10 protein-coding genes are annotated in these 25,087 nt (G+C 52.2%); 3 read left to right on the forward strand and 7 right to left on the reverse strand.

The features are described from left to right. Positions 1 to 10: 10 nt before the first annotated feature. Positions 11 to 1,738, reverse strand: coding sequence for an OmpA family protein (locus PluTT01m_RS16820; protein ID WP_011147459.1), 1,728 nt, complete (start codon positions 1,736 to 1,738; stop codon positions 11 to 13). Beyond that, a complete protein-coding gene (locus PluTT01m_RS16825) occupies positions 1,735 to 2,004 on the reverse strand; it encodes a DotU family type IV/VI secretion system protein (RefSeq protein WP_071824125.1) in 270 nt (89 codons plus the stop codon). The genes PluTT01m_RS16820 and PluTT01m_RS16825 overlap by 4 nt, the downstream gene beginning before the upstream one ends. A 109-nt stretch (positions 2,005 to 2,113) precedes the next feature. On the opposite strand from PluTT01m_RS16825, the gene tnpA reads away from it, so the two are divergent. From tnpA to PluTT01m_RS16840, 3 genes are all read left to right on the forward strand, one after another. Beyond that, complete coding sequence (gene tnpA / locus PluTT01m_RS16830; protein ID WP_011144474.1) at positions 2,114 to 2,416, forward strand: IS66 family insertion sequence element accessory protein TnpA; 303 nt, start codon at positions 2,114 to 2,116, stop codon at positions 2,414 to 2,416. Next, complete coding sequence (gene tnpB / locus PluTT01m_RS16835; protein WP_011144475.1) at positions 2,410 to 2,745, forward strand: IS66 family insertion sequence element accessory protein TnpB; 336 nt, start codon at positions 2,410 to 2,412, stop codon at positions 2,743 to 2,745. The genes tnpA and tnpB overlap by 7 nt, the downstream gene beginning before the upstream one ends. A gap of 63 nt (positions 2,746 to 2,808) precedes the next feature. Further along, positions 2,809 to 4,314, forward strand: a complete 1,506-nt coding sequence (locus PluTT01m_RS16840) for an IS66-like element ISPlu20 family transposase (RefSeq protein ID WP_011145417.1) — start codon at positions 2,809 to 2,811, stop codon at positions 4,312 to 4,314. 49 nt (positions 4,315 to 4,363) lie between these two features. On the opposite strand, the gene PluTT01m_RS16845 is transcribed toward PluTT01m_RS16840, so the two are convergent. The 5 genes from PluTT01m_RS16845 to PluTT01m_RS16865 all read right to left on the reverse strand — a co-directional run bounded on the left by PluTT01m_RS16845 (position 4,364) and on the right by PluTT01m_RS16865 (position 24,979). After that, positions 4,364 to 4,756, reverse strand: a complete 393-nt coding sequence (locus tag PluTT01m_RS16845) for a DotU/TssL family secretion system protein (RefSeq protein WP_041380999.1) — start codon at positions 4,754 to 4,756, stop codon at positions 4,364 to 4,366. Continuing rightward, positions 4,753 to 6,102: a type VI secretion system baseplate subunit TssK gene (gene tssK / locus PluTT01m_RS16850; protein ID WP_011147460.1), complete on the reverse strand. Its 1,350-nt coding sequence runs from the start codon at positions 6,100 to 6,102 to the stop codon at positions 4,753 to 4,755. Before tssK ends, PluTT01m_RS16845 begins: the two co-directional genes overlap by 4 nt. Positions 6,103 to 6,117: 15 nt before the next feature. After that, positions 6,118 to 7,644 carry a type VI secretion system contractile sheath large subunit gene (gene tssC / locus PluTT01m_RS16855; protein ID WP_011147461.1) on the reverse strand — a complete coding sequence of 509 codons (1,527 nt, stop codon included), beginning with the start codon at positions 7,642 to 7,644 and terminating at the stop codon, positions 6,118 to 6,120. A 31-nt stretch (positions 7,645 to 7,675) separates the two neighbouring features. Beyond that, on the reverse strand, positions 7,676 to 8,173 hold the full coding sequence (gene tssB, locus PluTT01m_RS16860; protein WP_011147462.1) for a type VI secretion system contractile sheath small subunit: 498 nt from the start codon (positions 8,171 to 8,173) through the stop codon (positions 7,676 to 7,678). 1,155 nt (positions 8,174 to 9,328) lie between these two features. Continuing rightward, positions 9,329 to 24,979: a non-ribosomal peptide synthetase gene (locus PluTT01m_RS16865; RefSeq protein WP_011147463.1), complete on the reverse strand. Its 15,651-nt coding sequence runs from the start codon at positions 24,977 to 24,979 to the stop codon at positions 9,329 to 9,331. Positions 24,980 to 25,087 lie beyond the last annotated feature (108 nt).

Consider the following 25,087-nt stretch of genomic DNA (forward strand, 5'->3'; position numbering starts at 1 on the left):
CTCCTAATTGTTACTTAAGTGATGTCGCCGGTAGCGGCGACGTTGTTGATAAGGTGTCCGGTACTTTCTGCGGTCGCGCACAGGCGGCCACATGCGGTATCAGACGGATTTCAACCCTGCGATTGGCAGCTCGCCCCGCAGCGGTTGTGTTAGTCGCAATTGGACTCGTTGCTCCCTTGCCTTGTACAGTGAAGCAAGCCGGCGATATGTCGCTGGTTTGTAACATCCAATCGCGTACTGCTTCGGCGCGTGCCAGTGACAGCACCTGATTTTTCGTGGCATCACCGGTGGAATCAGTATGTCCGGCGATGAGGATCATCCAGCCCGGTTTGGCACGGATGTTGATTAGTGCGTTGACTAATACTTTGGTCGAACCCGCTTTCAGTTTCGCCTGTCCCACATCAAACAGCGCCAGACTGTTAAGGCTGATGGTCTGTGGTTCCCCCGGCGTTACCGGCGTTTTCTCCCTCGGTTTAGCGTGGTAACCGGCAATGGCCGCATGCAATGGCGGAGGTAATCGTGCTCCTTGATATAGCCCCAATCCCAGACGCCACGGCACGCCATCCCGGTGATACTTCTCAAGCCGATCGGCATCATCCCTCAGTACCGCCACCGCCTGTGCCTTGCGGCTCTCATCCGTCGCGGCAATAGACCGGTAATGCAGCAGGTCACTCTCCACCTGACGCAATAACTGTCGGTTATGCCAGGCCGAGCAACCTAGCGCTGTTATGCCCGCCAGCAGAAACAGCCCCAGAGCTATCCCCACGGCCCGCTGTAGCGCTGTTTGTAGCGCACTGGTGGGCAGCAGCCGCACTACACTGTCCGGGAATGGCAATGTAGCGGTAGCCGATGTGGCTATCGGATCGCCCGCCCTGTTCAGCGCCGTTTTGGTTTGTAACCACTGTTGCCAGACATGGCCGGTTACCCAATGCGGTAATGCCGGTACAAACTTCAATACCATCGCCAGCGGCGGACAAGGAGATAAGCCATCTTCCGGGGTCAGGCAGACGGGCAATACATGCGCCTTCATCCAATCAGCCCAGCCAGTCAACTCAACCCCACACTGAAAACGTGCCATCTGTTCTGCCAGCGTGCCCTGTTCCAACCAATCCGCGAGTGGTTGAAAAGAGGCACCTTCGCGCCAAGCCGTTACCGTGGTTCGTCCTGATTGCCACTCAAACCACGGTGAATCGTCAGGTTGTCGGGACGGCCCGGCTACGTAACCCGCTAGCAGTAAAGGCAGCGGGATAGCATGTCGTTGACGCGCTTGAGATAACTGCCAGCGTAGTTCTCGCACCCAACCAGCCAGTACGGCGGCGTCACGGTATTGCTGCGGGTTTATCACCGCCATCACACTTAACTGACCGCCCCAAGAGGGCCGGGCGGCCAGCAAGCTAACTATCGCGTCAGACAGAGAAGTCCCTGTCGGTAAGCACAACCAATAGCCTTGTGGCGTCTGACGCAACAGTTCATTACCAAACAAGCTGTCCTGAATGTCGCTATATACCAACACCACCGGCAGGCGATTACTTTCAGGCGGCAGTACCGCTGACAGGCTGTTAAGGCGCTCTCGCCGTTGAGAACGCCCGCGATAAAACAGCCCCATCAGCGTACAGAGCAGGATAATGACTGCCCCCACCCACCGGCCCACCGGCGATAAGGGCAACCAGACCAGACAGAGCAGCAGCGCCAGCCCGGCCCCCCATCCCCATAACACCCGTCGCAACATGACACTCATCTCGCCAACCCCGGAAATAGCGTTGCCAGATAGTGACCTAACCCCCACCAGACACCGAACAACACGATGACCATCCCAGAGATCGCCACGGCTAGTTGGCCGACGATGGAGCGTAGCCTGAGATGGGACAATGGCACATTGGTTAACACCGGTGATTGCTGAGCCGTGCCGAAAGGTACGACCTGTTGACTCAAGCGAGTCACCAGTTGTTCACGTATCAATGAGGTATCCTCCTGACACTTTCCCTGAAATCCCAACAGCAACACGCGGTGAAAACAGGTCAGTACTGCGTAAACGTCCGGTCATCTCACCTTGTTCTTCCTCTCCGGCCCATGCACGCTACCGCTTCCTTATCTTCACCTGGAGACTGACACCATGAGCCGTAGCCGATATACCCCGGAACAAAAACAACACCATGTGACCCAATGGCGCCACAGTGACCTGACCCGAAAACAGTATTGCGAACAGCATCAGCTGAGTTTTTCCGCTTTCCGCGACTGGATTGCCGACAGTAACAACATCCCCCAACCTCTCAGCCAGACACTGCCCGCCCTCTTACCGGTTTCACTCCAGCCTGACGACGCGCGCACCGTCACCCTGCATACCCCAGACGGCTATGCCATCGCCTGTCCATTGACGCTGTTGCCTGACGTGATGCGGGTACTGACCCGATGCTGAAACCGCAACAGCTCTTTCTGGTGCGAGAGCCCGTCGACATGCGCCGGGGCATTGATGCCCTGACCCAGCACCTGGAGGGGCTGAATTTGCGCTGGCAGGACGAAGCCGCTTTTATTTTCTGCAACAAGGCCCGCTCCCGTCTCAAGGTGTTGCGCTGGGACCGACACGGCGTCTGGCTGTGTACCCGCCGTCTGCACCGGGCCCATTTTGTCTGGCCGAAGCAGGGCGAGCGCAGCTGGGTGATGACGCCCGCCCAGTTTGACTGGCTCATCCGCGGCATTCACTGGCAACAGGTCGAGGGAGATGACCTGTCCGGCTGGCGAAACTAATTCCGCTACCCCGGTCACACTTTTACCGGATAACGACGGGGAATTATCCGGTACACTGTCGGCATGACGCTCAATGACTTAATCGCGCTGGATGACCCCGGCCAGTTCCGCCTGCGGGCACTGGCGCTGCTTCAGCAACAAGGTGATTATATTCGCCAGCTGGAAGAGGCCCTGAAACAGGCGCAACGCTGGCGTTTTGGCGCGCACAGCGAAACCCTGCCTGCCGGTCCCAAACGCAGTCAGTTTGAGGAAGATGCCGATACCGATATCGCGGTGCTGGAAACCCGGCTGTCACGCCTGCATATCAAGGAAAACGCGACCCCGGCCCAGCCTAAACGTCAGCCTTTGCCGGCGACTTTACCCCGTGAAGATATCCGGCTGGCGCCGGAGACGGAGAGCTGCCCGGATTGCGGTCATGCCCTGCGCTTTTTGCGTGATGAAATCAGTGAGCGACTGGAATACCGTCCGGCCACGTTTATCGTCCGGCGCTATATCAGCCCGCAGTACAGCTGCGCGCGCTGTCAGTGTGTGCATGCTAAAGCCCAGCCCGCCCATCTTATTGAAAAGGGCCTTCCAGAGCCGGGGTTGCTGGCTCAGGTGGTGGTCGCTAAATATCGTGACCACCTGCCGCTCTACCGTCAGCAGCAAATCTATGCCCGCAGCGGTGTCACCCTGGCCCGCAGCACCCTGTCGGACTGGGTGGGGCAGGTGGCGGTGGCGTTGCAACCGTTAGCCGATGCCCTGAAGCAGACGCTGCTGACGTCCCCGGTGCTGCATGCCGATGAGACCCCGTTGCCGATACTGGCCCCGGGAAAAGGCCAGACCCAGCGAGCTTACCTGTGGACGTCTGTCACCGGCCCCGATACCTCGCCGGCAGTGGTATACTATGAGCTGCATCCCGGCCGCAGCGGCCGTTATGCCCAGAGCCTGCTGAAAGACTGGTCGGGCGGCACGTTGGTGACGGATGACTATGCCGGTTACAACGCACTGCATGCCCGGGCGGATATCACCGAAGCGGGTTGCTGGGCTCACGCCCGCCGCAAATTCTTTGACCAATACAAAGCGAGCCAAAGTCCGGTGGCGAAACAGGCGCTGGATGGCATTCGTGACCTGTACAAGCTGGAGCGAAAAATCAAACACCGGCCGCCGGATAAACGGCGTCAGTGGCGGCAGCGTTATGCCCGGCCGTGGCTGAATGAGTTCCGGTCCTGGTTGCAAACGATGCAGACCCAAACGGCCCCCAACTCGGGGTTACGCAAAGCGATAGATTACACGCTGAAGCGCTGGTCGGCGCTGGTGTGTTATCTGGATGACGGGGGGGTGCCGATAGACAACAACCGGGCGGAGAATGCGGTCCGGGGTGTGGCGCTCGGCCGAAAGAACTGGCTTTTTGCGGGTTCACTGGCCGCGGGGCAACGGGCGGCCATGATAATGAGCCTGCTGGAAACGGCCAAAGCCAACGGACATGAGCCCTGGGTCTGGTTACGTGATGTCCTCAGCCGGCTGCCTGTCTGGCCGAACAATCGGTTGAATGAGCTGTTGCCCTGGCCTGAGAATCCCTTCCGTTAACATCCCATTTTGTGGTTATCTGACCACGCAAGGTGAGTTCACCGGAACATTACAGTACTGCCCGATCGGCGGCCGGTTCATTCAGTACAGTACGCATCCGTTCATACAACTGGTTACCGGCCTCGGCGGTATCAAAGAAATGCTCCTGTAATGATGTTGCCCGCCAGGCTGCATATCCCTGTTCCGGCGCTCGCTCCAGCACGGTTTCATCCAGCAGGGCGCACTGGGCGTAGCTGATATGATTTATCGCGGATTCGCTAACATCCGCATCACTCAGCGCTTGCCGTGTCTGTTCTATCTCGCGGGTGCAGTGCTGCCACACCACCTCCGCCTGTTCCACCGATGCGCCCTGACAGAGCTCTGCCACCAACAGGTAGCTGTTCTGTAACAAGGCATCGATATCCGGTGGCGATTTTTTAGTTGATAAAGGTGATTTATTCATGTCCTCAATACCGCAAACAGTTCAAGCTGAATATCGCCCAGTACTCCGGGCACGTAGAAAGCACAGCTCCCTGCCGCCAGCATGGCTTTGCCCGCCGGATGGGTGAGATCAAGGGCAAAGTACTGGTTCTCCAGCCGCAACGGGATCGCGGCCGGGACATGGCTAAGTGCGACTAAGGGGATGCCGGTTAATGACCGGCTAATCATCCGATCAACCTCATCCGGCGCACCGGCTTTACATAACAGCGGGAACCGGGTGTACAACTGGTGTGCCGGTATGGAAGAGCGGACAGAGAGATAAAAATCCGCCGCTTCACATAAACGGGCATCGTGGAGAGTGGCTATCCACTGCTGTTCCGATGGTTTCTTCAACTCAATCGTCACCATCCGCGACGGCAAGCTGATCTCCAGCAATTGTCTCAGCAAGTCAAATAACGGCGGGAATACCGCCGTCAAATTATCGTGCTGATAACGCGGGATCACGCTGGCGTTATGGTCCAGTGAAAAGGTCAACAGACTGCCCGCCAGCCTTACCGCTTCACGGTAGAACAGTTCTGGATGCACATCTGGATGGGCCTTAAAATCACTCAATATCGGTTCATAACTGTTAAGCGCATTAAGCAGCCAGAACAACGACACATCCGCCACCGCAAAATCCGCCATCCGCTCATTGCTCTCTCGGCGCATTGCCATCAATCGAGCCTGTTTAGCGCGTAACTGCGTCAACAACTGATCGAGCCGAGCTATCGAACCGGCATGTGCGCTAAGACGCAGTAATGGCGGCACAAATTGCTCATCAAAAATCCATTTTCCTTGAGCATCGCGCAACAGACGCGCCACCGGGCAGGTGAGATATTGACCGTTTTCCATGCTGTCAAAACGCAGCGATATCGCATAACGAGCAACCGCCATCGATTCACTGCGATCACTGAATTCATCCTGTACCGGTACCCACTCCTGCTGGTAACGCACCGGACGATCGGCGCGTTCATCGGGTTTAAGACAGTTACCGCCATTGGCGTAAGTGTACGGCAATGCCAGTAAGACCGTGACCTGCTGCGCATCTGTCGGCAAAACGGCGGCCAATTCCAGCACCGGCGGTAGGCGATCGGCCTGATCGGTGTCAATCAGCGATCCATCGGCAAAACGCACACACAGGTGATCCGCTTTCAACTGCCCCAACGCTAAGGTGTGTTGATCAAACACCGCGGTCAGCACGCCCCAAGGATGCGCCAGTCCCAGACGAGCAATCGACTCATTGGCATATGCCTCCCAACGAGCCTGCTGCTGAAACTGTTGGGGAGACAAGATGGTTCCTGTTACCCATAGCGGGCGCTCAATTTTCATGATGCTCCCCTATTGTTAACCTTTGGATTTCGGCATTTGAGAAACCAGCGACAGATTGACGTCAAGCCCCTCTACCTGAAAATGCGGCACCGCATACAACTTGACCCGGAAGAAACCGGGGTTGTCGTCAATATCTTCGACAATGACGTGCGCTTCACGCAGCGGATGAGATGCCTGCAAATCATCGGAAGGATCGGTCATCTCAGTTACCAAGGTGTTGATCCAGTTGTTCAGTTCGATTTCAAGCAGACGTCGATCTTTCGTGGTGCCGATGTTCTCCCGTTGAATCAGTTTCAAATAATGGGAAATACGTGACAGCAGGAAAATATAGGGCAGACGCGCATTGATACGGCTGTTAGCCGTCGCTTCATCGGTGTCATACAATGCCGGTTTTTGCGCCGAGTTAGCGGAAAAGAAGCAGGCATAATCCCGGTTTTTGTAGTAAGAGAGCGGAATGAAGCCCAGATTCGCAAATTCAAATTCGCGGGTTTCTGGAATCATCACTTCTGATGGAATTTTGACCTGATTACCGGTCCCCAAATCGTAGAGGTGGATCGGCAAATCAGTCACCGCTCCCCCCGCTTTTGGACCGCGGATCTGGACACACCAGCCATTACTGACAAAGCTCTTGATCATGTTTGCACCAAAAGCAAAGGCGGCGTTGGCCCATAAATATTTATCGTGATCCGGACCGGTGACCTCTTCAACATAGTTAAAAGTCCGCACCGGTACGGTGTCCGGGCCATAGGGCAAACGCCCTAGCACGCGGGGTAAAGTCAAGCCGATATAGCGTGCATCGTCGCTGTCGCGGAACGCTTGCCACTTGATGTATTCGGCGCGGTCAAAGTAGTTACCGATATCTTTAATCGCGGCCACTTCATCCATCGTTTGTTTGCCAAAAAAAGCCGGACCAGCAGCGGCAATGAATGGCATATGCGCCGCCGCCGAAACTTTGGCGATATTACGCAACAGCGCAATATCCTGCGTGCCGGCATCAAATTCATAATTGGCAATCACCGATCCGATAGGTTCACCGCCCGGTGTATCGTATTCTTGAATGTAAGTGTGGTGATAGAAACCGCTCTGAACAATTTCCGGCGCATCGTCAAAATCTTGCCGCAAATCCTCTTTGGTGACGTCCAACACTTCAATCCTGACGTTCTGACGAAAATCAGTACGATCAACCAAGAATTTCAGGCCGCGCCAGGCAGATTCCACCTGCTGAAACTCAGGGTGATGCATGACCACATCCAATTGACGGCTGATTTGCTCGTCCAACTCGCGGATATGGTTATCCAATAATGCCTTATCCAGCCGTTTAACCCTTTGCGCCGAGGTTTTCAGCACAGAGAGAAAAACGCTGACAGCCGCCGTGACCCGCTCGTCTACCGTCACATCAGCCAGCGCATCACTGCTCTGAAAGCGATCAATATCGCTTAACTGCTCCACCGGCTGTAAATTGATTTTCTTAAATAACGATTGATAAACACTGCCTTCGGCGTGAGTCGTTATCGCCGCCGCAGCGGTTTGTTGTTCAGTCATTAATCCTATCTCCTGATATATACCGTAATAATCAAATCGTTTTTGGTGCCAGTGCGGCCAGTTCAGCCCGTAACTCATCGCTTAACGCTTGATCCTGGAGGATATGTTCCAGTTCCCGGCGAAAGGTGGTGTTATCGAGCAGGTTAGATCTCAGATCGCGCAATAGATGGCGCATAGAAAGCAGGGCCCGCAGTTGCGGGATTTGACGAGCAATTTGTTCAGGCTCGAAGTCTTTTATTTGCCGAAAAATAAGGGCGATATTCTCCTCGCTGCCATCTCCGGCCAAGGTATTTTTGACCGTCAAGTTAATCGCGGGACTGAATTCAGCCAGTACGCTATCAAAATTGTTTTTATTGATAGCCACTTTTTTTCTTTCCCCAAGAGGGAGATGTTCCTGCCCGTTGCTATAATCCCCCATGACCAATAATTTCAGCGGCAGCTCAACTTTTTTCTGCGCACCTCCTGTATGTAAATCTAACTTGATATTAATACGCGATTTAGGGATCTCGTTTTGAAAACTATGGGTCATAAGTGACTCCTCAACAATAAAATAGAATGAGTGACATGATGTTCATGCCACAACGCATTTCAGAAACAAAACCGGATTCAGATATTTCAAAGCAGGCACTAACCAAGCGGAAAATAAGAGAAAACCGACAACACCCACTGCAATAGATAAATGGATTTATCAGGCAGGCTATTTTTCTGGGTAAAGGGATTCTCTAAACAGATTTATATAAAATCAAGTCATTTTTTATCTAAAAGCATTTTTTGCTTCATCTCAATCAGATGATAAAACATCTTAATCAAGAGATTGAATAAACAATATATCAACGAAATATAAACGAAATTGAATTTATTTTCATAAAAATTGAACTTGTTTTAAAAATATTAATCGGCCGGTGAATCATATCATCCATATAGGTCAAACAAATGTTTTAAATATTAAATTATCTTTTATTTTCAATTAATTAATAAGATAATCAACAGCCAAAATAATTTTCACCCCCACGGCACAACAGGTAAAATATTTAGTGGAACAAGTAAAATATACCCTATGGATTTCAAGATGCATCGCGGCGGCAAGGGAGCGAATCCCCGGGAGCATAGATAACTATGTGACCGGGGTGAGTGAGTACAGCCAACAAAGAAGCAACTTGAAAGATGACGGGTATAAGCATGATTATCAGCTTAAGTTAATGCGAATGAGAATAAATTCAGTCATACAGATGAGAATAATCGAGCACGATGAATTAATAAGAACTCCTATTACTCACATTTTCACAGAGCATCTTCTGCTTTAAAGGATAGAAACATAATCATCATTATTTTAAACCTCATAGGATTATAAGTGTGTAAATGACAGAAAATAACTCCCATTATATTCGACATTGAAGCATTAAGAGTGTTTAAATTAATTTAAAAGTGTAATAATTGTTTAAAAGTGTAAGAGTTGTTTAAAAGTGTAAACATTGTTTACAAGCGTAGACAATGCTGAAAAATAGGGTTTCTCCACTAGCATCAGGTGTAGGATTTGATAAAAAAATAAGGCACCGAAGTGATTAACATTCGGTGCCTATATTCAGTAAGATTGTCCGGCTATTATAAAAACTTTTAACCGGACAAATTGATTTTTAACTATCTTTGTTTAAATATAGCTTTTCATCCCACAATATCACTGACATTACAGCGCCTCCGCTTCACAATTCATTGCCAGCGCCATGCTTAAGGTCTTAGCTAAAATAGTTTTATTTTCACTATCTTCCATCAGACTAAAATGATCCCCCGGCACCGAGGTTAACTGTAGCGAAGAGTCAGGAACTATCTGTTCCCAACCTAACGACGGTTCCATTGTGACGGACTGTAGCGCAACATCGGTAACAAACGGGATCTGTGGATAAGATTCCATTGCATAGAATTGATGCAGTGTTATCGCCAGTGCTTTCGGCTGATAATCCTTGACCATCTGGACATAATTTCCCATCTGTAGCCAACGTTTGGCAATTAAGTCAGGACGCAGATTTGATGGGTATAATTCCAGCTCCTGCGCTGCGGCAATAAATTGCACTAAATTAAGTTCATCCATTTTCTGATGCAATGCGGCAATCTCTTGAGGATGTTCATCCACTGATTGCCTTGCCAATTCAGCAAGGAACTGAAGTTTAGGTTGATCAACTCGTGTCTTGAAACAGTGCGGAGCCGGTGTATCAATTAGCCCCAAGAAATTAACTGTCTCTCCGGCATGCAGCAGTTGCTGAGCAATGGCATAAGCCAGTATACCGCCAGAAGAGTAGCCGTATATCCGATACGGGCCTTCTGATTGCACGGCCTTCACAAAGGTGATCATTCTGGTCGCCAGAGCTTCAATGGTCGACGTCTGCTCCTCATTGATAGACGGCCAAGGTAGCGCATAAATCGGGTAATCCGCCTGAATATGCTGAGCCAGCCCAAAAACATAGGAATAGTCATCCATGCCACTCGGCACGAAGAAGAGCGGCGGTTCGGTTCCATCCGGTCGCACCGGTATGGCGCTGCTTTGCGATTGAGACAGCGAATCTGAGGTGATCTCTGCCACCAGTTCCGCTAGCACCGGGAATTGGAACAGATTATTCAATGAGCAAATCAACCCTCGTTCTGCGGCCAGATTGATCATCCGCATAGCGAGCAGCGAATGTCCACCCAAGGTAAAGAAGTTGTCATGCCGGCCAATTCGCTCAACCCCCAGTAATTCACGCCAGACAGCCGCCAAGGCGATCTCTGTTTCTCCTTGTGGCGCTTCATAGATCTGACGAGCAAAGGCGTTCTGATCAGGCACCGGCAATGCCCGGTGATCCAATTTGCCGTTTGGCGTCAACGGAAAGGCGTCCAGACGCACAAAGGCTGACGGTACCATATAGTCAGGCAACAAGGCTCTCAAATGACGATGTAATTGGCTTGCCAGCTCGTTATCCTCTAGCACCGCGACATAAGCCACCAGCCGTTTATCCTGACCATCTCCCAGTGCCAATACAATCGCCTCACGCACATCAGAATACTCCATCAACCGCGCTTCGATTTCACCCGGCTCAATGCGGAAACCCCGGATTTTAATCTGTTGATCATTACGCCCAACGAACAGCAGATTGCCATCTGGCAGGTAGCGGGCTAAATCCCCGGTTCGGTACATACGAGCATCCGGTTGATCGCTGAACAGATCCGTCAGAAAACGTTCAGTCGTCAAATCAGAGCGGTTGAGATAGCCACGCGCGACACCAGTACCACCAATGTACAGTTCCCCCACGGCTCCAAATGGCACTGGCTGGCCCTGATTATCCAAGAGATAAATAGAGGTATTCGCTGTCGGACGCCCGATAGGGATCAGCATATCAGTATAGTCTGGCGGGCAACGCCAGCAGGTTGCACAGACGGTGATTTCTGTCGGGCCATAAGCATTAAACAGCGTTGCCCGACCACGTAATGCTTGCAACAACGCCGCACTGGGTGCTTCTCCGCCCAGTATCAAGGTGGGCTTTATCGTTATCGCCGGTAAATCGGCCCCATCCCGTAATAGAGCCGGGGTCAAACAGGCGTGTGTTACCCGCCGTTCTTCCAGATAACGCCACAGACGCAGCGGGTCTTGACGAACGCTATCAACCGGAATGTCTAGGGTAGCTCCCCCACACAGTGCCATCATGATTTCCCAGACACTGGCATCGAAACCAAATGAAGCAAATTGCAACATCCGGCTATCCGAGTGAATGTCAAATTGGGTGATTTTCTCCCAAATTAAATTGACCAAGCCATGATGTTCGACCATCACCCCTTTTGGTGTACCGGTGGAACCAGAAGTGTAAATCACATACGCCAGATGTCGTGAGGTCAGCGCCGGGATGTACGGATTGTTATCCGGTTGATCAGGCAGAACATTCGGATCAAGTACCGTTAACGCGGTAAGCGCCTGTTCACCTAGAGCAGTACGACCCACATTATCTGCCAGTACCACTGACGGTGCCGCATCCGTGAGCATATAAGCTAACCGGTCACCCGGGTAGGCTGGATCTAAGGGAACATAAGCCCCACCCGCTTTGAGTACCGCCAGTAGCGCCACTACTCTTGACGGTGAACGCGTGACACAAATCGCCACCCGTTGATCGGGCTCCACTCCGAGTTCAATTAACTGATGAGCCAGTCGGTTAGCACATGCATTCAATTCTGCATAGCTGAGAGCCTGTTCTTCATAGACCAGTGCCGTAGCCTCAGAATTTTTCGCCACTTGCTGTTCAAACAGATGATGAATACACAACGAGCCGGGATAGGCCGTTTGCGGGCCATTGCCGACTTTCAGTAACAGTTTCCTTTCTACTGCCGGTAAAATTTCCAACCGCTGAACCGGGGTTTCCGGGGCGTGTTCCAGTGCGCCCACCAGACTTTCCAGCGCCTGTTGCATATAACCACACACCCGCTCGGCATCAAACGGCTGGGCGATTTGCGCTGTCAGCCCCAGTGCATCACCAAAATCTTCTACTGACAGCGTAAACGGATAGTTAGTCCGCTCCTGTGCACCGAGAAATTCAACACCACTCATGATTTCATTCGATTCCACCGAAGCTATATTGTGTCGGTAGTTCAGCAAGGTACTAAACAGCGGCGTTCCTCCCTGCACCCCGCTACAACGTTGAGCCAGTGCCAACGAGGCATATTCGTGTTCCAACAATCCCGCCAACCGGTGATGCGCTACCTGTACGCTTTCTCGTACCGGGGTATCATCCACATCCAACCGTAGCGGCAAGGTATTGATAAACAGCCCCATGCCATTTTCAGCCCCTTCACCCGCCGCCATGCGTCCAAACAACACGGTACCAAATACCACTTGCTGCTGTCCGCTGGTACGCGATAACACCTGTGCCCAAGCCAGATGACATAGGGCAGCCAGGCTCACTCCCAATCGCCGCGCCTGACCACGTAAACTGCTATTTAACTCAGGGGTCAACATCCGGTGCGATTCAGTCATCTGCGAGCCATCATGGCGAACTTCCGCCAGCCCAAACGGTAACGTCGGTTCATCAACCTCAGCCAACATTTCAGTAAAGAAACGGGTATGTTCAGCCTGACTCATCCCTAACCGGGACTGCGCTACCAGATTGCGGAAGGGTGCCGGCGCTGGCAGGTTGCCGCCCTGTCCGTCAAGGTATGTCTGAACTTCATTACTCATCACGTCTAGCGCGGTATGGTCACCAATTAAATGGTGCATCAGTTGCAACACAATCCAACGGCTATCACTTTCCTGTGCCACCACAAAACGCAGCAACGGCGCTTGACCCAAATCGAGGCGATATTGACGTGGGTTAAAACGTTGTGCTAATTGGTCGCTGATCGGCCCGTCAGCCACATCTAATGTCAATTCCGTCACCGACAACGGTGCCTGACGACAAACGACCTGAGCCGGTACAGACAATCCTTGCCAGATAAAGGCGGTCCGCAGGATGTCATGACGGTTAATTACCTGCTGAACCGCCGCCAGATAACGATCCAGCAAAGGCCGATCAGCAAAGGCCATTTGACCCGCTAGCAGGTAAGGATCACCTTCGTCTGCCAGTAAATGGTGGAACAGAATCCCATCCTGCAACGGCGATAAGGCATAGATATCCTGAATATTGGCTATCCCACCCGGTACCTGTTCGACGATGCGATCAATCTCAAGCTGAGTGAGATCAATCAGCGGTAACATTTCTGGCGTTAACACCGTGGTGGCCGGTGTAATCACATTGGCCGGCACTTTTTCGGTCTGATTCAGCCTTAATGTTTGCGCCAGTTCAGACAATATCGGGGATTGGAACAGATCACGTACTGCCAGCGTTAAACCCAAATGACGCAAACGTTCAACCATCCGTACCGCAAGCAACGAATGGCCCCCCAAGGCAAAGAAGCTGTCGTACCGGCTGATCTGCTCAACGCCGAGTAATTCACGCCAGATAGCAGCCAGTGCGGTTTCGGTTTCTCCTTGCGGTGCAGCATAAATCTGGCGGGCAAAAGCATCCTCCCCCGGTGCGGGTAATGCCCGGCGATCCAGCTTGCCGTTAGGCGTCAACGGAAAAGCATCCAGCCGCACAAAGGCCGCCGGTACCATGTAATCAGGTAACAATCCACTCAGATGTTCACGCAGACGGTTAACCAACCCGTCATCCGCTTCCGCCGCCACATAAGCCACCAGCCGTTTATCCTGTCCGTCGCCCAAGGCCAGTACCCGCGCTTCACGCACCCCGGAGTATTCTGTCAGCCGGGCTTCGATTTCTCCCGGTTCAATGCGGAAACCACGGATTTTAATCTGCTGATCGTTACGACCAACAAACACCAGATTGCCATCCGGCAGATAGCGAACTAAATCCCCAGTTCGATACATCCGGGCGTCAGCAATATGACTAAATGGGTCTGCCAGGAAACGTTCGTCAGTCAGTTCAGGACGATTGAGATAGCCACGCGCCACACCGACGCCACCAATATAGAGTTCACCCACTGCCCCTAGCGGCACGGGCTGACCGAGGGCATCTAGCAGATAGAGACAGGTGTTGGCTGTTGGGTGCCCGATGGGAACTAACACATCGGTATATAACACATCGGTATAGTTTGGCGGGCAACGCCAACTGGTTGCACAAACGGTGATTTCCGTTGGACCATAAGCATTGAATACCGTGGCCTTGGTGCGCAACGCTTTAAGCAACGCCACACTGGGCGCTTCACCGCCTAATATCAAGGTAGGTTTTACCGTTATCACCGGCAAATCAGCCCCATCCCGCAGCAAAGCCGGGGTCAAACAGGCGTGCGTCACTGACTGCTCTTGCAGATAATGCCAAAGGCGCTGTGGATCCTGACGGACAGATTCATCAGGAATGACCAGAGCACCACCACCGCATAGCGCCATCATCATTTCCCAGACACCCGCATCAAAACCAAATGAAGCAAACTGCAACATCCGACTAGCGGGGCAAATGTCAAATCGGGCGATTTTATCCTGAATAAGGTTGACTAACCCACGATGTTCCACCATCACCCCTTTTGGCGTGCCGGTCGAACCAGAGGTGTAAATCACATACGCCAGATGACGGGAGGTCAATGTAGATAGTTGTGGGTTGTTATCCGGTTGATCAGGCAATGAATGCGGATCAATCACTGTCTGCCCCACAAGCATTTGCTCACCTAAGGCTGAACGACCAACACTATCGGCCAATAAAATAATCGGTTCAGCATCAGTCAAAATATGGGCCAGACGCTCACCCGGATAGGCCGGGTCTAACGGCACGTAAGCGCCTCCCGCTTTTAACACCGCCAACAGCGCCACTATCCGCGCCGGTGAACTTGCTACACAAATCGCCACCCGCTGATCCGGCGCTACACCCAGCGCAATAAGTTGGTGAGCCAATCGGTTAGCATCAGCATTCAATTCCACATAACTAAGGGATTGGTTTTCATGTATCAGCGCCGTGGCATCCGGGGTCTTTTCCACCTGCTGTTCAAACAGTTGATGAATGCACAACCGCTCAGGATAGGCTGTTTCAGTGGCGTTCCAAGTTTTTAACAACAATGTGCGTTCAGTTGCCGGCAGAATGTCTAACTGCTGTACCGGCATATCGGACGCCTGCTCAAGCGCCTGCACCAAACTTGCCAACGCCTGTTGCATATAGCCACATATCCGTTCTGGATCGAATGGTTGCACCACTTGAGCCGTCAGCCCTAGATCAGAGCCACTATCCTCTACCGATAACACAAATGGATAGTTGGTCCGCTCCTGTGCGCCAAGGAATTCGATGCCGCTCACGATTTCATCTGGTGTGACCGGCTGGGTATTATGTCGGTAGTTCAACAGCGCATTAAATAATGGTGTACCACTCTCTACGCCACTGCAACGTTGCGCCAGCGCCAGTGAAGCGTGCTCATGTTCCAACAATCCCGCCAGTCGGCTATGGGCTGCACGTACACTGTCCCGCACCGGGGTATTATCGATATCCAATCGCAACGGCAAGGTGTTAATAAACAGCCCCATGCCACTATCAGATCCTTCACCCGCCTGCATACGTCCAAACAGCACCGTACCGAACACCACTTGCGTTTGCCCACTGGTACGCGATAACACCTGTGCCCAAGCCAGATGACATAGCGCCGCTACACTGACGCCCAACCGCCGCGCCTGACCACGTAAGCGCTCGTTCAGTCCCGCTGTCAGCATCCGGTGAGATTCCGTCACCTGTGAACCGTCATGATGTGCTTCCGCCAACCCAAATAGCAGCGTCGGTTCATCCACCTCAGCCAACATGTCAGTAAAGAAGCGAGTATGTTCTGCCTGACTGACACCCTGCCGAGCCTGTGCCACTAAATGGCGGAACGGGACCGGCGCAGGCAGGCTATCCATTTGCCCCAAGAGGCAAGCCTGTACTTCGCTGTTCATCACCTCCAACGTGGTATGGTCGCCAATCAAGTGATGCAACAATTGCAGCAAAATCCAACGACCATCGCTCTCTTGTGCCACAACGAAACGTAATAACGGTGCCTGATTCAGGTCAATACGATGCCGACGCGGGTCAAAACGTTGAGCCAATTGATTACTGATCGCTCCATCAGCCGGATTGAGCGTCAATTCCGTCACTGACAAAGGTGCTTGACGGCAAATTACCTGAGCCGGCACAGACAACCCTTCCCAGATAAAGGCGGTACGCAAGATATCATGGCGGTCAACCACTTGTTGAACCGCAGCCAGATAGCGGTTAAGTAAAGGTCGATCAGCAAAAGCCTGTTGAGTAATCAGTAGATAGGGATCACCCTCATTTGCCAATAGATGGTGGAATAAAATGCCATCCTGTAACGGTGACAACGCATAGATATCCTGAATATTGGCAATTCCACCCGGTACTTGCTCAACAATACGATCAATTTCAGCTTGAGTCAGATCAATCAGCGGCAACATTGCTGGCGTCAGCACAGTGGTATCCGCGGTAATACCGTTATCAGGCACGCTAATTTCACGATGCGGCACCAAAGATTGGGCCAATACACTTAATGTCGGATGCTGGAATAGCGTTTGCACCGACAGGCCCAATCCTATACGCCGTAAACGTTCGATCATCCTGACTGCCAACAGCGAGTGACCGCCCAAGGCAAAGAAACTGTCATGTCGGCCAACCTGTTCAACATTCAGCAATTCGCGCCAAATAGTGGCTAATGCTATCTCAATTTCCCCTTGTGGCGCTTGGTAAGCTTGGCGAGCAAAGGCATCCTCCCCCGGTGCTGGCAGCGACCGGCGATCCAGCTTACCGTTAGGGGTCAGCGGAAAGGCATCCAAACGCACAAAAGCCGCCGGTATCATATAGTCAGGCAAAATATCACTCAGGTGCTCACGCAATTTGGTCGCCAGTCCGTCATCCGCTAGCGCCACCACATAAGCCACCAGACGTTTATCCTGACCGTCACCCAACGCCAATACCAGCGCTTCACTTACCTCAGAGTGTTCAACCAGTCGTGCTTCAATTTCTCCCGGCTCAATGCGGAAACCACGGATTTTAACCTGTTGGTCATTACGGCCGACAAACACCAGATTGCCGTCCGGCAAATAGCGAGCCAAATCTCCTGCCCGGTACATTCGGGCATTCGTTTCATCGCTAAATGGATCATTCAGGAAACGTTCAGCCGTCAATTCAGGACGATTGAGATAGCCACGCGCTACCCCAACGCCACCAATATACAATTCTCCCACTGTGCCCAATGGAACTGGCTGGCGGTGTTCATCCAGCAGATAGAGACGTTTGTTGGCGACCGGGCTGCCGATGGGGATGACTCCTCCGGTATAATCGGCCGGGCAATCCCAAGTGGTTGCACACACGGTGATTTCCGTCGGCCCATACGCGTTAAACAAATCGGCCCGGCTGCACAGTGCCTGAAATAGCGCGGGACTCGGCGCTTCTCCTGCAAATATTAAGGTTGGTTTTATCGCTATCGCCGGTAAATCGGTGCCGTCATGAAACATAGCCGGTGTCAAACAGGCATGGGTTATCGCCTGCTCTTCCAGGTAACGCCAAAGGCGCTGTGGATCTTGCCGCACGGTTTCTGTAGGAATAACCAGCATAGCCCCACAACTCAGCGCCATCATGATTTCCCAGACACTGGCATCGAACCCAAATGAGGCAAACTGCAACATTCGGCTGGTGGCGCAAACATCAAACTGGGTAATTTGTGTCAGCGTCAAATTAACCACACTACGATGTTCAATCATCACACCTTTTGGTCTACCGGTTGAGCCGGAAGTGTAAATCACATAGGCCAGATGCTGTGGGGTCAGTCCAGAGACTTGCGGATTATGGTCTGGCTGCTCCAGCAAGGTATTCGGATCGAGCACCGTCAGCGTCGCCAGAATGTCTTCACTTAATGCTGCCCGCCCGACATTATCCGCCATCAAAATAACCGGTGTCGCATCAGTGAGCATATAAGCCAGACGTTCACCGGGGTAGGCTGGATCTAACGGCACATAGGCCCCGCCCGCTTTCAGCACCGCCAATAACCCGATGATTCTCGCAAGTGAGCGCGTCACACAAATCGCCACCCGCTGATCTGGCGCTACGCCTAAAGCGATAAGCTGATGGGCTAGCCGATTGGCACGGGCATTCAGTTCTGCATAGCTGAGCGTCTGGTTTTCATAGATTACCGCTATGGCGTCCGGAGTCTTCTCTATCTGTTGTTCAAACAACTGATGGACACATACCTGAGTAGGATACGGTTCTTCGGTCGCATTCCAATTTTCCAGTAATAACTCCCGCTCAGAGGATGACAAAATATCGATAGCCGTGACAGGTTGTTGAGGCTGGTTCACTATTGCCCACAATATAGCCTGCAAATAACCCACCTGTCTTTCAATGGTTTCATGGTCGAACAGGGCAGAAGAGTAGTTCAGCTCTCCAACAATTTCGCCCGCCTTCTCCGTTAATTCCAGTTGCAGATCAAATTTCGCTATATCGTATCCTAGCTCAAATGGCGTTACCGCCAATTCCGGTAATTGCCATTCCTCTGTTTCACTCTCTTGCCAGGCAAACATTACCTGGAACAGTGGTGTATGCTCCGGTCTACGCGGCGGTTGAACAATTTCCACTACCTGCTCGAACGGCAGATCTTGATGCTCCTGCGCTCCCAGTGTCGTCTGCCGTACACGCCGCAGTAGTGTGGCCACATCCGGCATGTCGGATAAATCGATACGCAACGCCAATGTGTTAACAAAGAAGCCAAGCAGTGGTTCAATTTCCCGCAGATTGCGGTTAGCGCTTGGTATACCAATGACCACATCATCCTGCCCAGACAAGCGCGATAGCAATGCAGCCCAAGCGGTTAACAGCGTCATAAACAGTGTGGCACCGTGCTGTTGCCCCAGATGTTTTAGGGCCTGTACCAACGGGGCATCAATGTGCACCGCTACCCGGCCGCCGGTAAATGATTGCTGAGAGGGTCGAGGTCTGTCTATCGGCAATTCAAGTAACACCGGTGCATCTGCCAACGTCCGACGCCAATAATCACTCTGTGCCTGTACTCCTTCACCTGAAAATACCTGCCGCTGCCAAGCCGCATAATCAGGATATTGAATGGTCAATGGCAACAACGGATCTGGCTGTTGATTTAGACCCGCCGCGTAAAGTGCAACCAGTTCTGATTCAAGTATCTTTAAAGACCAAGCATCAGAGATAATATGATGCTGAGTCAGTAAGAATATATGCTCTTCATCGGCCAGTTGGATCAATGCGCAACGAATTAGGGGGCCACGAGCAAGATCAAACGGCGTTTTGGCTTCCTGTACACACAAACGCTTAAATTGTTTGTCCACGTTAGATGCTTTACGCAAATCGTATTTTTTCACCGGTAGACCAAATTCCGCCGGTAACAGTTCAACCTGAGGCTGACCATCAACTGTGATAAAAACAGAACGAAGCGCCTCGTGGCGAGCAAACAGGCGATTCAGAGCCTGCTGCCAGGCAGAAAAGTTTAGCCGTCCACGTAAACGCAAGGCTGTCGGAATATGGTAGGTATCACTAACTCCCTCAAATTGCGCCAGAAACCACAGACGCTGTTGACCAAATGATAACGGCAAGACACTATCACGGGATATGGACCTAATTTCAGGCAATTTATCACTGCCCGTATTACGTTGTGCACAGATCTGTGCGCAGATTTTCTCGGTAAATGTCGCCAATGACGGAGACACAAACAACGCGGCCAACGGCAGGTCAACACTGAAAGCGGCTATCCGGTTCATCATCCGCACGGCCAACAGGGAATGTCCGCCCAAGGCAAAAAAATTATCGTGTCGGCCGATTTGCTCAATGCCCAGTAATTCACACCAGATAGCCGCTACTGCGATTTCCATGTCTCCCTGTGGCGCGACATAAATTTGGCGAGCAAAAGCATCCTCTCCCGGTGCCGGTAATGCCTGATGATCCAATTTACCGTTTGGCGTCAGCGGGAAGGTCGCCAAACGCACAAAGGCCGCTGGCACCATATAATCAGGCAACATCGCGCTCAAATGAGTGTGCAAACTGGCCGCCAGTCCACTATCCGCTTCGGCTACAACATAGGCAACTAAACGTTTATCCTGCCCATCTCCCAAGGCCACGACCCGCGCTTCACGCACCACCGGGTGCTCTGCCAACCGAGCTTCAATTTCTCCCGGCTCAATGCGGAAACCACGGATTTTAATCTGCTGGTCGTTACGGCCAACAAACACCAGATTGCCGTCCGGTAAGTAGCGCACCAAATCCCCGGTCCGGTACATCCTGGCATCGGCAGCATCACTAAATGGATCAGCCAGAAAGCGTTCATCGGTCAGATCTGGCCGATTGAGATAGCCACGGGCGACACCATCCCCACCAATATAGAGTTCCCCCACTGCGCCCAATGGGACTGGCTGGCCGTGGTTATCCAGTAGGTAAATACGGGTATTCGCTGTCGGACGCCCAATGGGAACCAACACATCAGTATAGTGTGATGGACAACGCCAACTGGTGGCACAGACGGTAATTTCTGTCGGGCCATAGGCATTAAATAGGATTGCTTGATGACTTAGCGCCCGTAGTAGCACGGGGCTAGGGGCTTCACCGCCCAATATTAATGTCGGTTTTATTGTTATCGTTGGCAAATCGGCCCCTTCTCGCAACAAAGCAGGGGTCAAGCAAGCGTGCGTCACCGATTGTTCTTCCAGGTAATGCCAGAGGCGACTCGGATCTTGACGAACGGTTTCGGCCGGAATAACCAAACAGGCTCCACTGCCTAATGCCATCATGATTTCCCAGACACCGGCATCAAAGCCAAATGAAGCAAACTGTAACATCCGACTAACAGGGCGAATGTCGAATTGGATAATTTTATCCCGGATCAGATTGACTAGCCCACGATGCTCAATCATCACCCCTTTGGGTATCCCGGTCGATCCAGAAGTGTAAATCACGTAGGCTAGGTGGCGAGAAGTTAAGGCAGAAACCTGCGGATTGTTATCCGGCTGATCAGGTAAGATATTCGGGTCTAGTACCGTCAGCCCCGCAAGCATTTGCTCACCCAATGCAGCCTGCCCAGTACTATCCGCCAACACTATTGCCTTCACCCCCATTGCCTTCAACCCGATTGTCTTCACCCCCTCAGCCGGGACGGCATCGGTCAGGATATGTGACAATCGTTCTCCCGGATAAGCCGGATCCAGCGGTACATAAGTTCCGCCTGCTTTCAGCACCGCTAGCACCGCTATCACCCGCGCCGGTGAACTTGCCATACAAATCGCCACCCGTTGCTCTGGCACAACACCCAAGGCAATCAGTTGATGAGCAAGCCGGTTAGCGCTGATATTCAGTTGTCCATAGCTAAGCGTTTGATTTTCATACACCAACGCCTCGGCCTCTGGCGTTTTCTCCGCTTGTTGTTCAATCAACTGATGAATACAGCGTTGTTCAGGATAGGGGGTTTCTGTCGCGTTCCACGTTTCCAGCAACAACGTGCGTTCCGATGCAGGCAAAACATTTAGCGCCCGTACCGGCGTTTCCGGGGCCTGTTCAAGGGTATCCGCCAGACTTTCCAGCGCCTGTTGCATGTAACCACATACTCGTTCTGAATCAAATGGTTGTACTACCTGAGCAGTCAGCCCCAGGGTATCGCCACCATCCTCCACCGACAGCACAAACGGGTAGTTGGTCCGCTCCTGTTCACCGAGAAATTCAATACCCGGCATTACCTCATGCGGGATCATCGGTTGCTCATTATGCCGGTAATTCAACAGAGCACTAAAAAGCGGCGTGCCGCCCTGTACCCCACTGCAACGTTGAGCCAGCGCCAATGAAGCATGCTCATAATCCAACAATCCAGCTAATCGGGTATGCGCCATCCTGACGCTATTGTGTACCGAGGTATCATCGATATCCAGCCGCAACGGTAAGGTATTGATAAACAGCCCCATGCCACTGTCGGCCCCTTCCCCGGCGGCCATACGCCCAAATAGCACGGTACCAAACACCACTTTCTCTTGTCCGCTGGTACGCGACAGCACCTGTGCCCAAGCCAGATGGCACAGGGTTGCCAGACTGACACCCATGCGTCTCGCCTGAGCACGTAGACGATCATTCAGCAGAGGAGACAACATCCGGTGCGCCTGTGTGACCTGAGAACCATCACGATGTACCTCGGTCAGCCCAAACGGTAATGTCGGTTCATCCACTTCTGCCAACATGTCGGTAAAGAATCGGTGATGTTCTGTCTGGTCAACCCCCTGCCGAGCCTGAGCCACCAGATTGCGGAAAGGTACCGGTGTCGGCAGGTTATCATCCTGTTCGTCAAGATAGGCCCGAACTTCGAGGTTCATGACTTCCAGCGTGGTATGGTCGCCAATCAGGTGATGTTGTAATTGCAATACATACCAGCGGCCATCCTCTTCCTGTGCTATCACAAAGCGTAACAACGGTGCCTGACTGAGATCGAGACGGTATTGCCGCGGATCAAAACGTTGCGCCAGTTGATCACCGACGGGCCCGTCAGCCGAGTTCAGCGTCAGTTCAGTGACTGACAATGGGGCCTGACGCCAAACCACCTGCGCCGGAACAGATAATCCTTGCCAGATAAAAGCGGTACGCAAAATATCATGACGGTCAACCACCTGTTGTACCGCAAATAAATAGCGGTCTAGCAAACCACGGTCAGCAAAGATCATTGGATAGGCCAGCAAGTAAGGATCACCTTCTTTCGCCAGCAGGTGGTGAAACAAGATACCGTCCTGCAACGGTGACAGTGCATAGATATCCTGAATATTAGCCCCCCCACCCGGCACCTGCTCGACGATGTGATCAATCTCAGGCTGAGTCAAATCAATCAGCGGTAACATCTCCGGTGTCAGCGCGGTGGTCGCCGGGGTAATGACATTCGGCGGCACTGTCACAATCTGATGCTGCCCCAATGTTTGGGCCAACTCCGCCAGTATTGGTGATTGAAACAGGTCGCGGGCAGATAACGTCAGCCCTAAATGGCGTAGCTGTTCAATCATGCGTACGCCGAGCAGTGAATGACCGCCTAGGGCAAAGAAGCTGTCATACCGACTTATCTGCTCAATACCCAATAACTCACGCCAGATAGTAGCCAATGCAATTTCCCGCTCCCCTTGCGGTGCGGCGTAAACCTGACGGGCAAAGGCGTTTTCACCCGGTGCCGGTAACGCCCGACGATCCAGTTTGCCATTAGGTGTTAGCGGGAATTCATCCAACCGTACAAAGGCCACCGGCACCATATAATCAGGCAATCGCGCACTTAGGTGCTCACGCAAGTGGGTAGGCAATTCGTTATCCGACTCTGCCAGCACATAAGCAACTAACTGCTTGTCCTGCCCCTCACCTAACGCCAACACCACCGCTTCACGTACTGTCGAATACTCCACCAATCGGGCTTCAATTTCTCCCGGTTCAATCCGGAACCCGCGGATTTTCACCTGCTGATCGTTGCGGCCCAAAAATTCCAGATTGCCATCCGGCAGGTAGCGAGCTAAATCGCCGGTCCGGTACATCCGCGCATCCGGCACATCACTAAATGGATCAACCAAAAAGCGTTCAGCAGTCAATTCAGGGCGATTGAGATAACCACAGGCCACCCCGTCGCCACCAACATAGATCTCGCCCATCCTCCCCAACGGCACGGGCTGGCCCTGCTCATCCAGTAAGTAAACCCGCGTGTTGGCAATTGGTCGACCAATAGGAATGTTGGTCACTCCCGTGGGCAAGGTTTCAATCCGATATGTGGTGGTAAAGGTGGTACCCTCGGTCGGTCCATAGGCATTCAATAACTGCTGAGGTGGGTTGTTGCGTAAAACCTGGGAAATCACATAGGGATCAAGAATATCGCCGCCGACAATCAGGTTTTTCAACTGCGGCAAAACTGGAGACAACTCCGCCGCCAGCCGGTTAAACAGGCCGACGCTTAACCATAAGATATTAATTTGATAACGGTCTAATTCCTGTACAAATTCCGGCGGCGTCAACAAAGTGGTGTGGTCGATAACCACCAATGCCCCACCATTGAGTAAAGGGGCCCACACTTCAAAAGTACTGGCATCGAAAGCCGGGTTAGCCGCGAAAGCAACCCGATCATTGGGTTCAATTTCAACATAACCATTATTAATAACCAGTCGGACCACAGCGCGGTGAGGCACGATCACCCCTTTGGGGGTGCCAGTCGAGCCGGAGGTGTACATGATATACGCTGGCGCAGTACCGGAATAAAGTAAGTCAGGATTAAAACTCTCTTCCGCCTTGTCCGCGTCTGTCTCATCAGAGAGACGAATTAGCGGGATATCCAGATTAGCCGGGATATTCGCTTGTGCGCCGGTGAGCAACAATTTGGCGAAGCCATCGTTTATCAACCACTTTTTTCTCTCGTCCGGCACGCTGGTATCGATAGGGACATAAACCGCCCCCGCCTTGAGAATAGCCAATTGAGCTACCACCAATTCGATAGATCGCTCTAACAGGATTGCCACATGATCATTCGGGCCAATCCCCTGCTTAATCAGTTGATGAGTCAGTCGGTTAGCACAAGCATTCAATTCCGCATAACTCAGGGTCTTATCCCCTGCGATTAACGCCGTCGCAGTCGGGGTTTTCTCCACTTGTCGTTCAAACAACTGATGGATACCTAACTGGTCAGGATAGACGGTTTCAGTGGCATTCCAAGTTTCCAATAGCAGTGTACGTTCAGCCTCTGACAACAAATTAAGTTTCTGAACAGATATGTCGTCACCGACCTTGTTTGACAGTACTTGCACTAATCCAGCATCAAAGATAATTTCCTTTTTAGCCATGCTATCTTTCATCTACTTACTACCTCAATGAATCTGTTAGTTATTTGAAAACTGTCATTCTCAACAGTCATCACAAATGTTTTGCCCTTCTTCCTTCCCCCCAAGAAATAAAAACGGGCA

Origin of the sequence: Photorhabdus laumondii subsp. laumondii (genome assembly GCF_003343245.1) — a bacterium.
Classification (GTDB): domain Bacteria; phylum Pseudomonadota; class Gammaproteobacteria; order Enterobacterales; family Enterobacteriaceae; genus Photorhabdus; species Photorhabdus laumondii.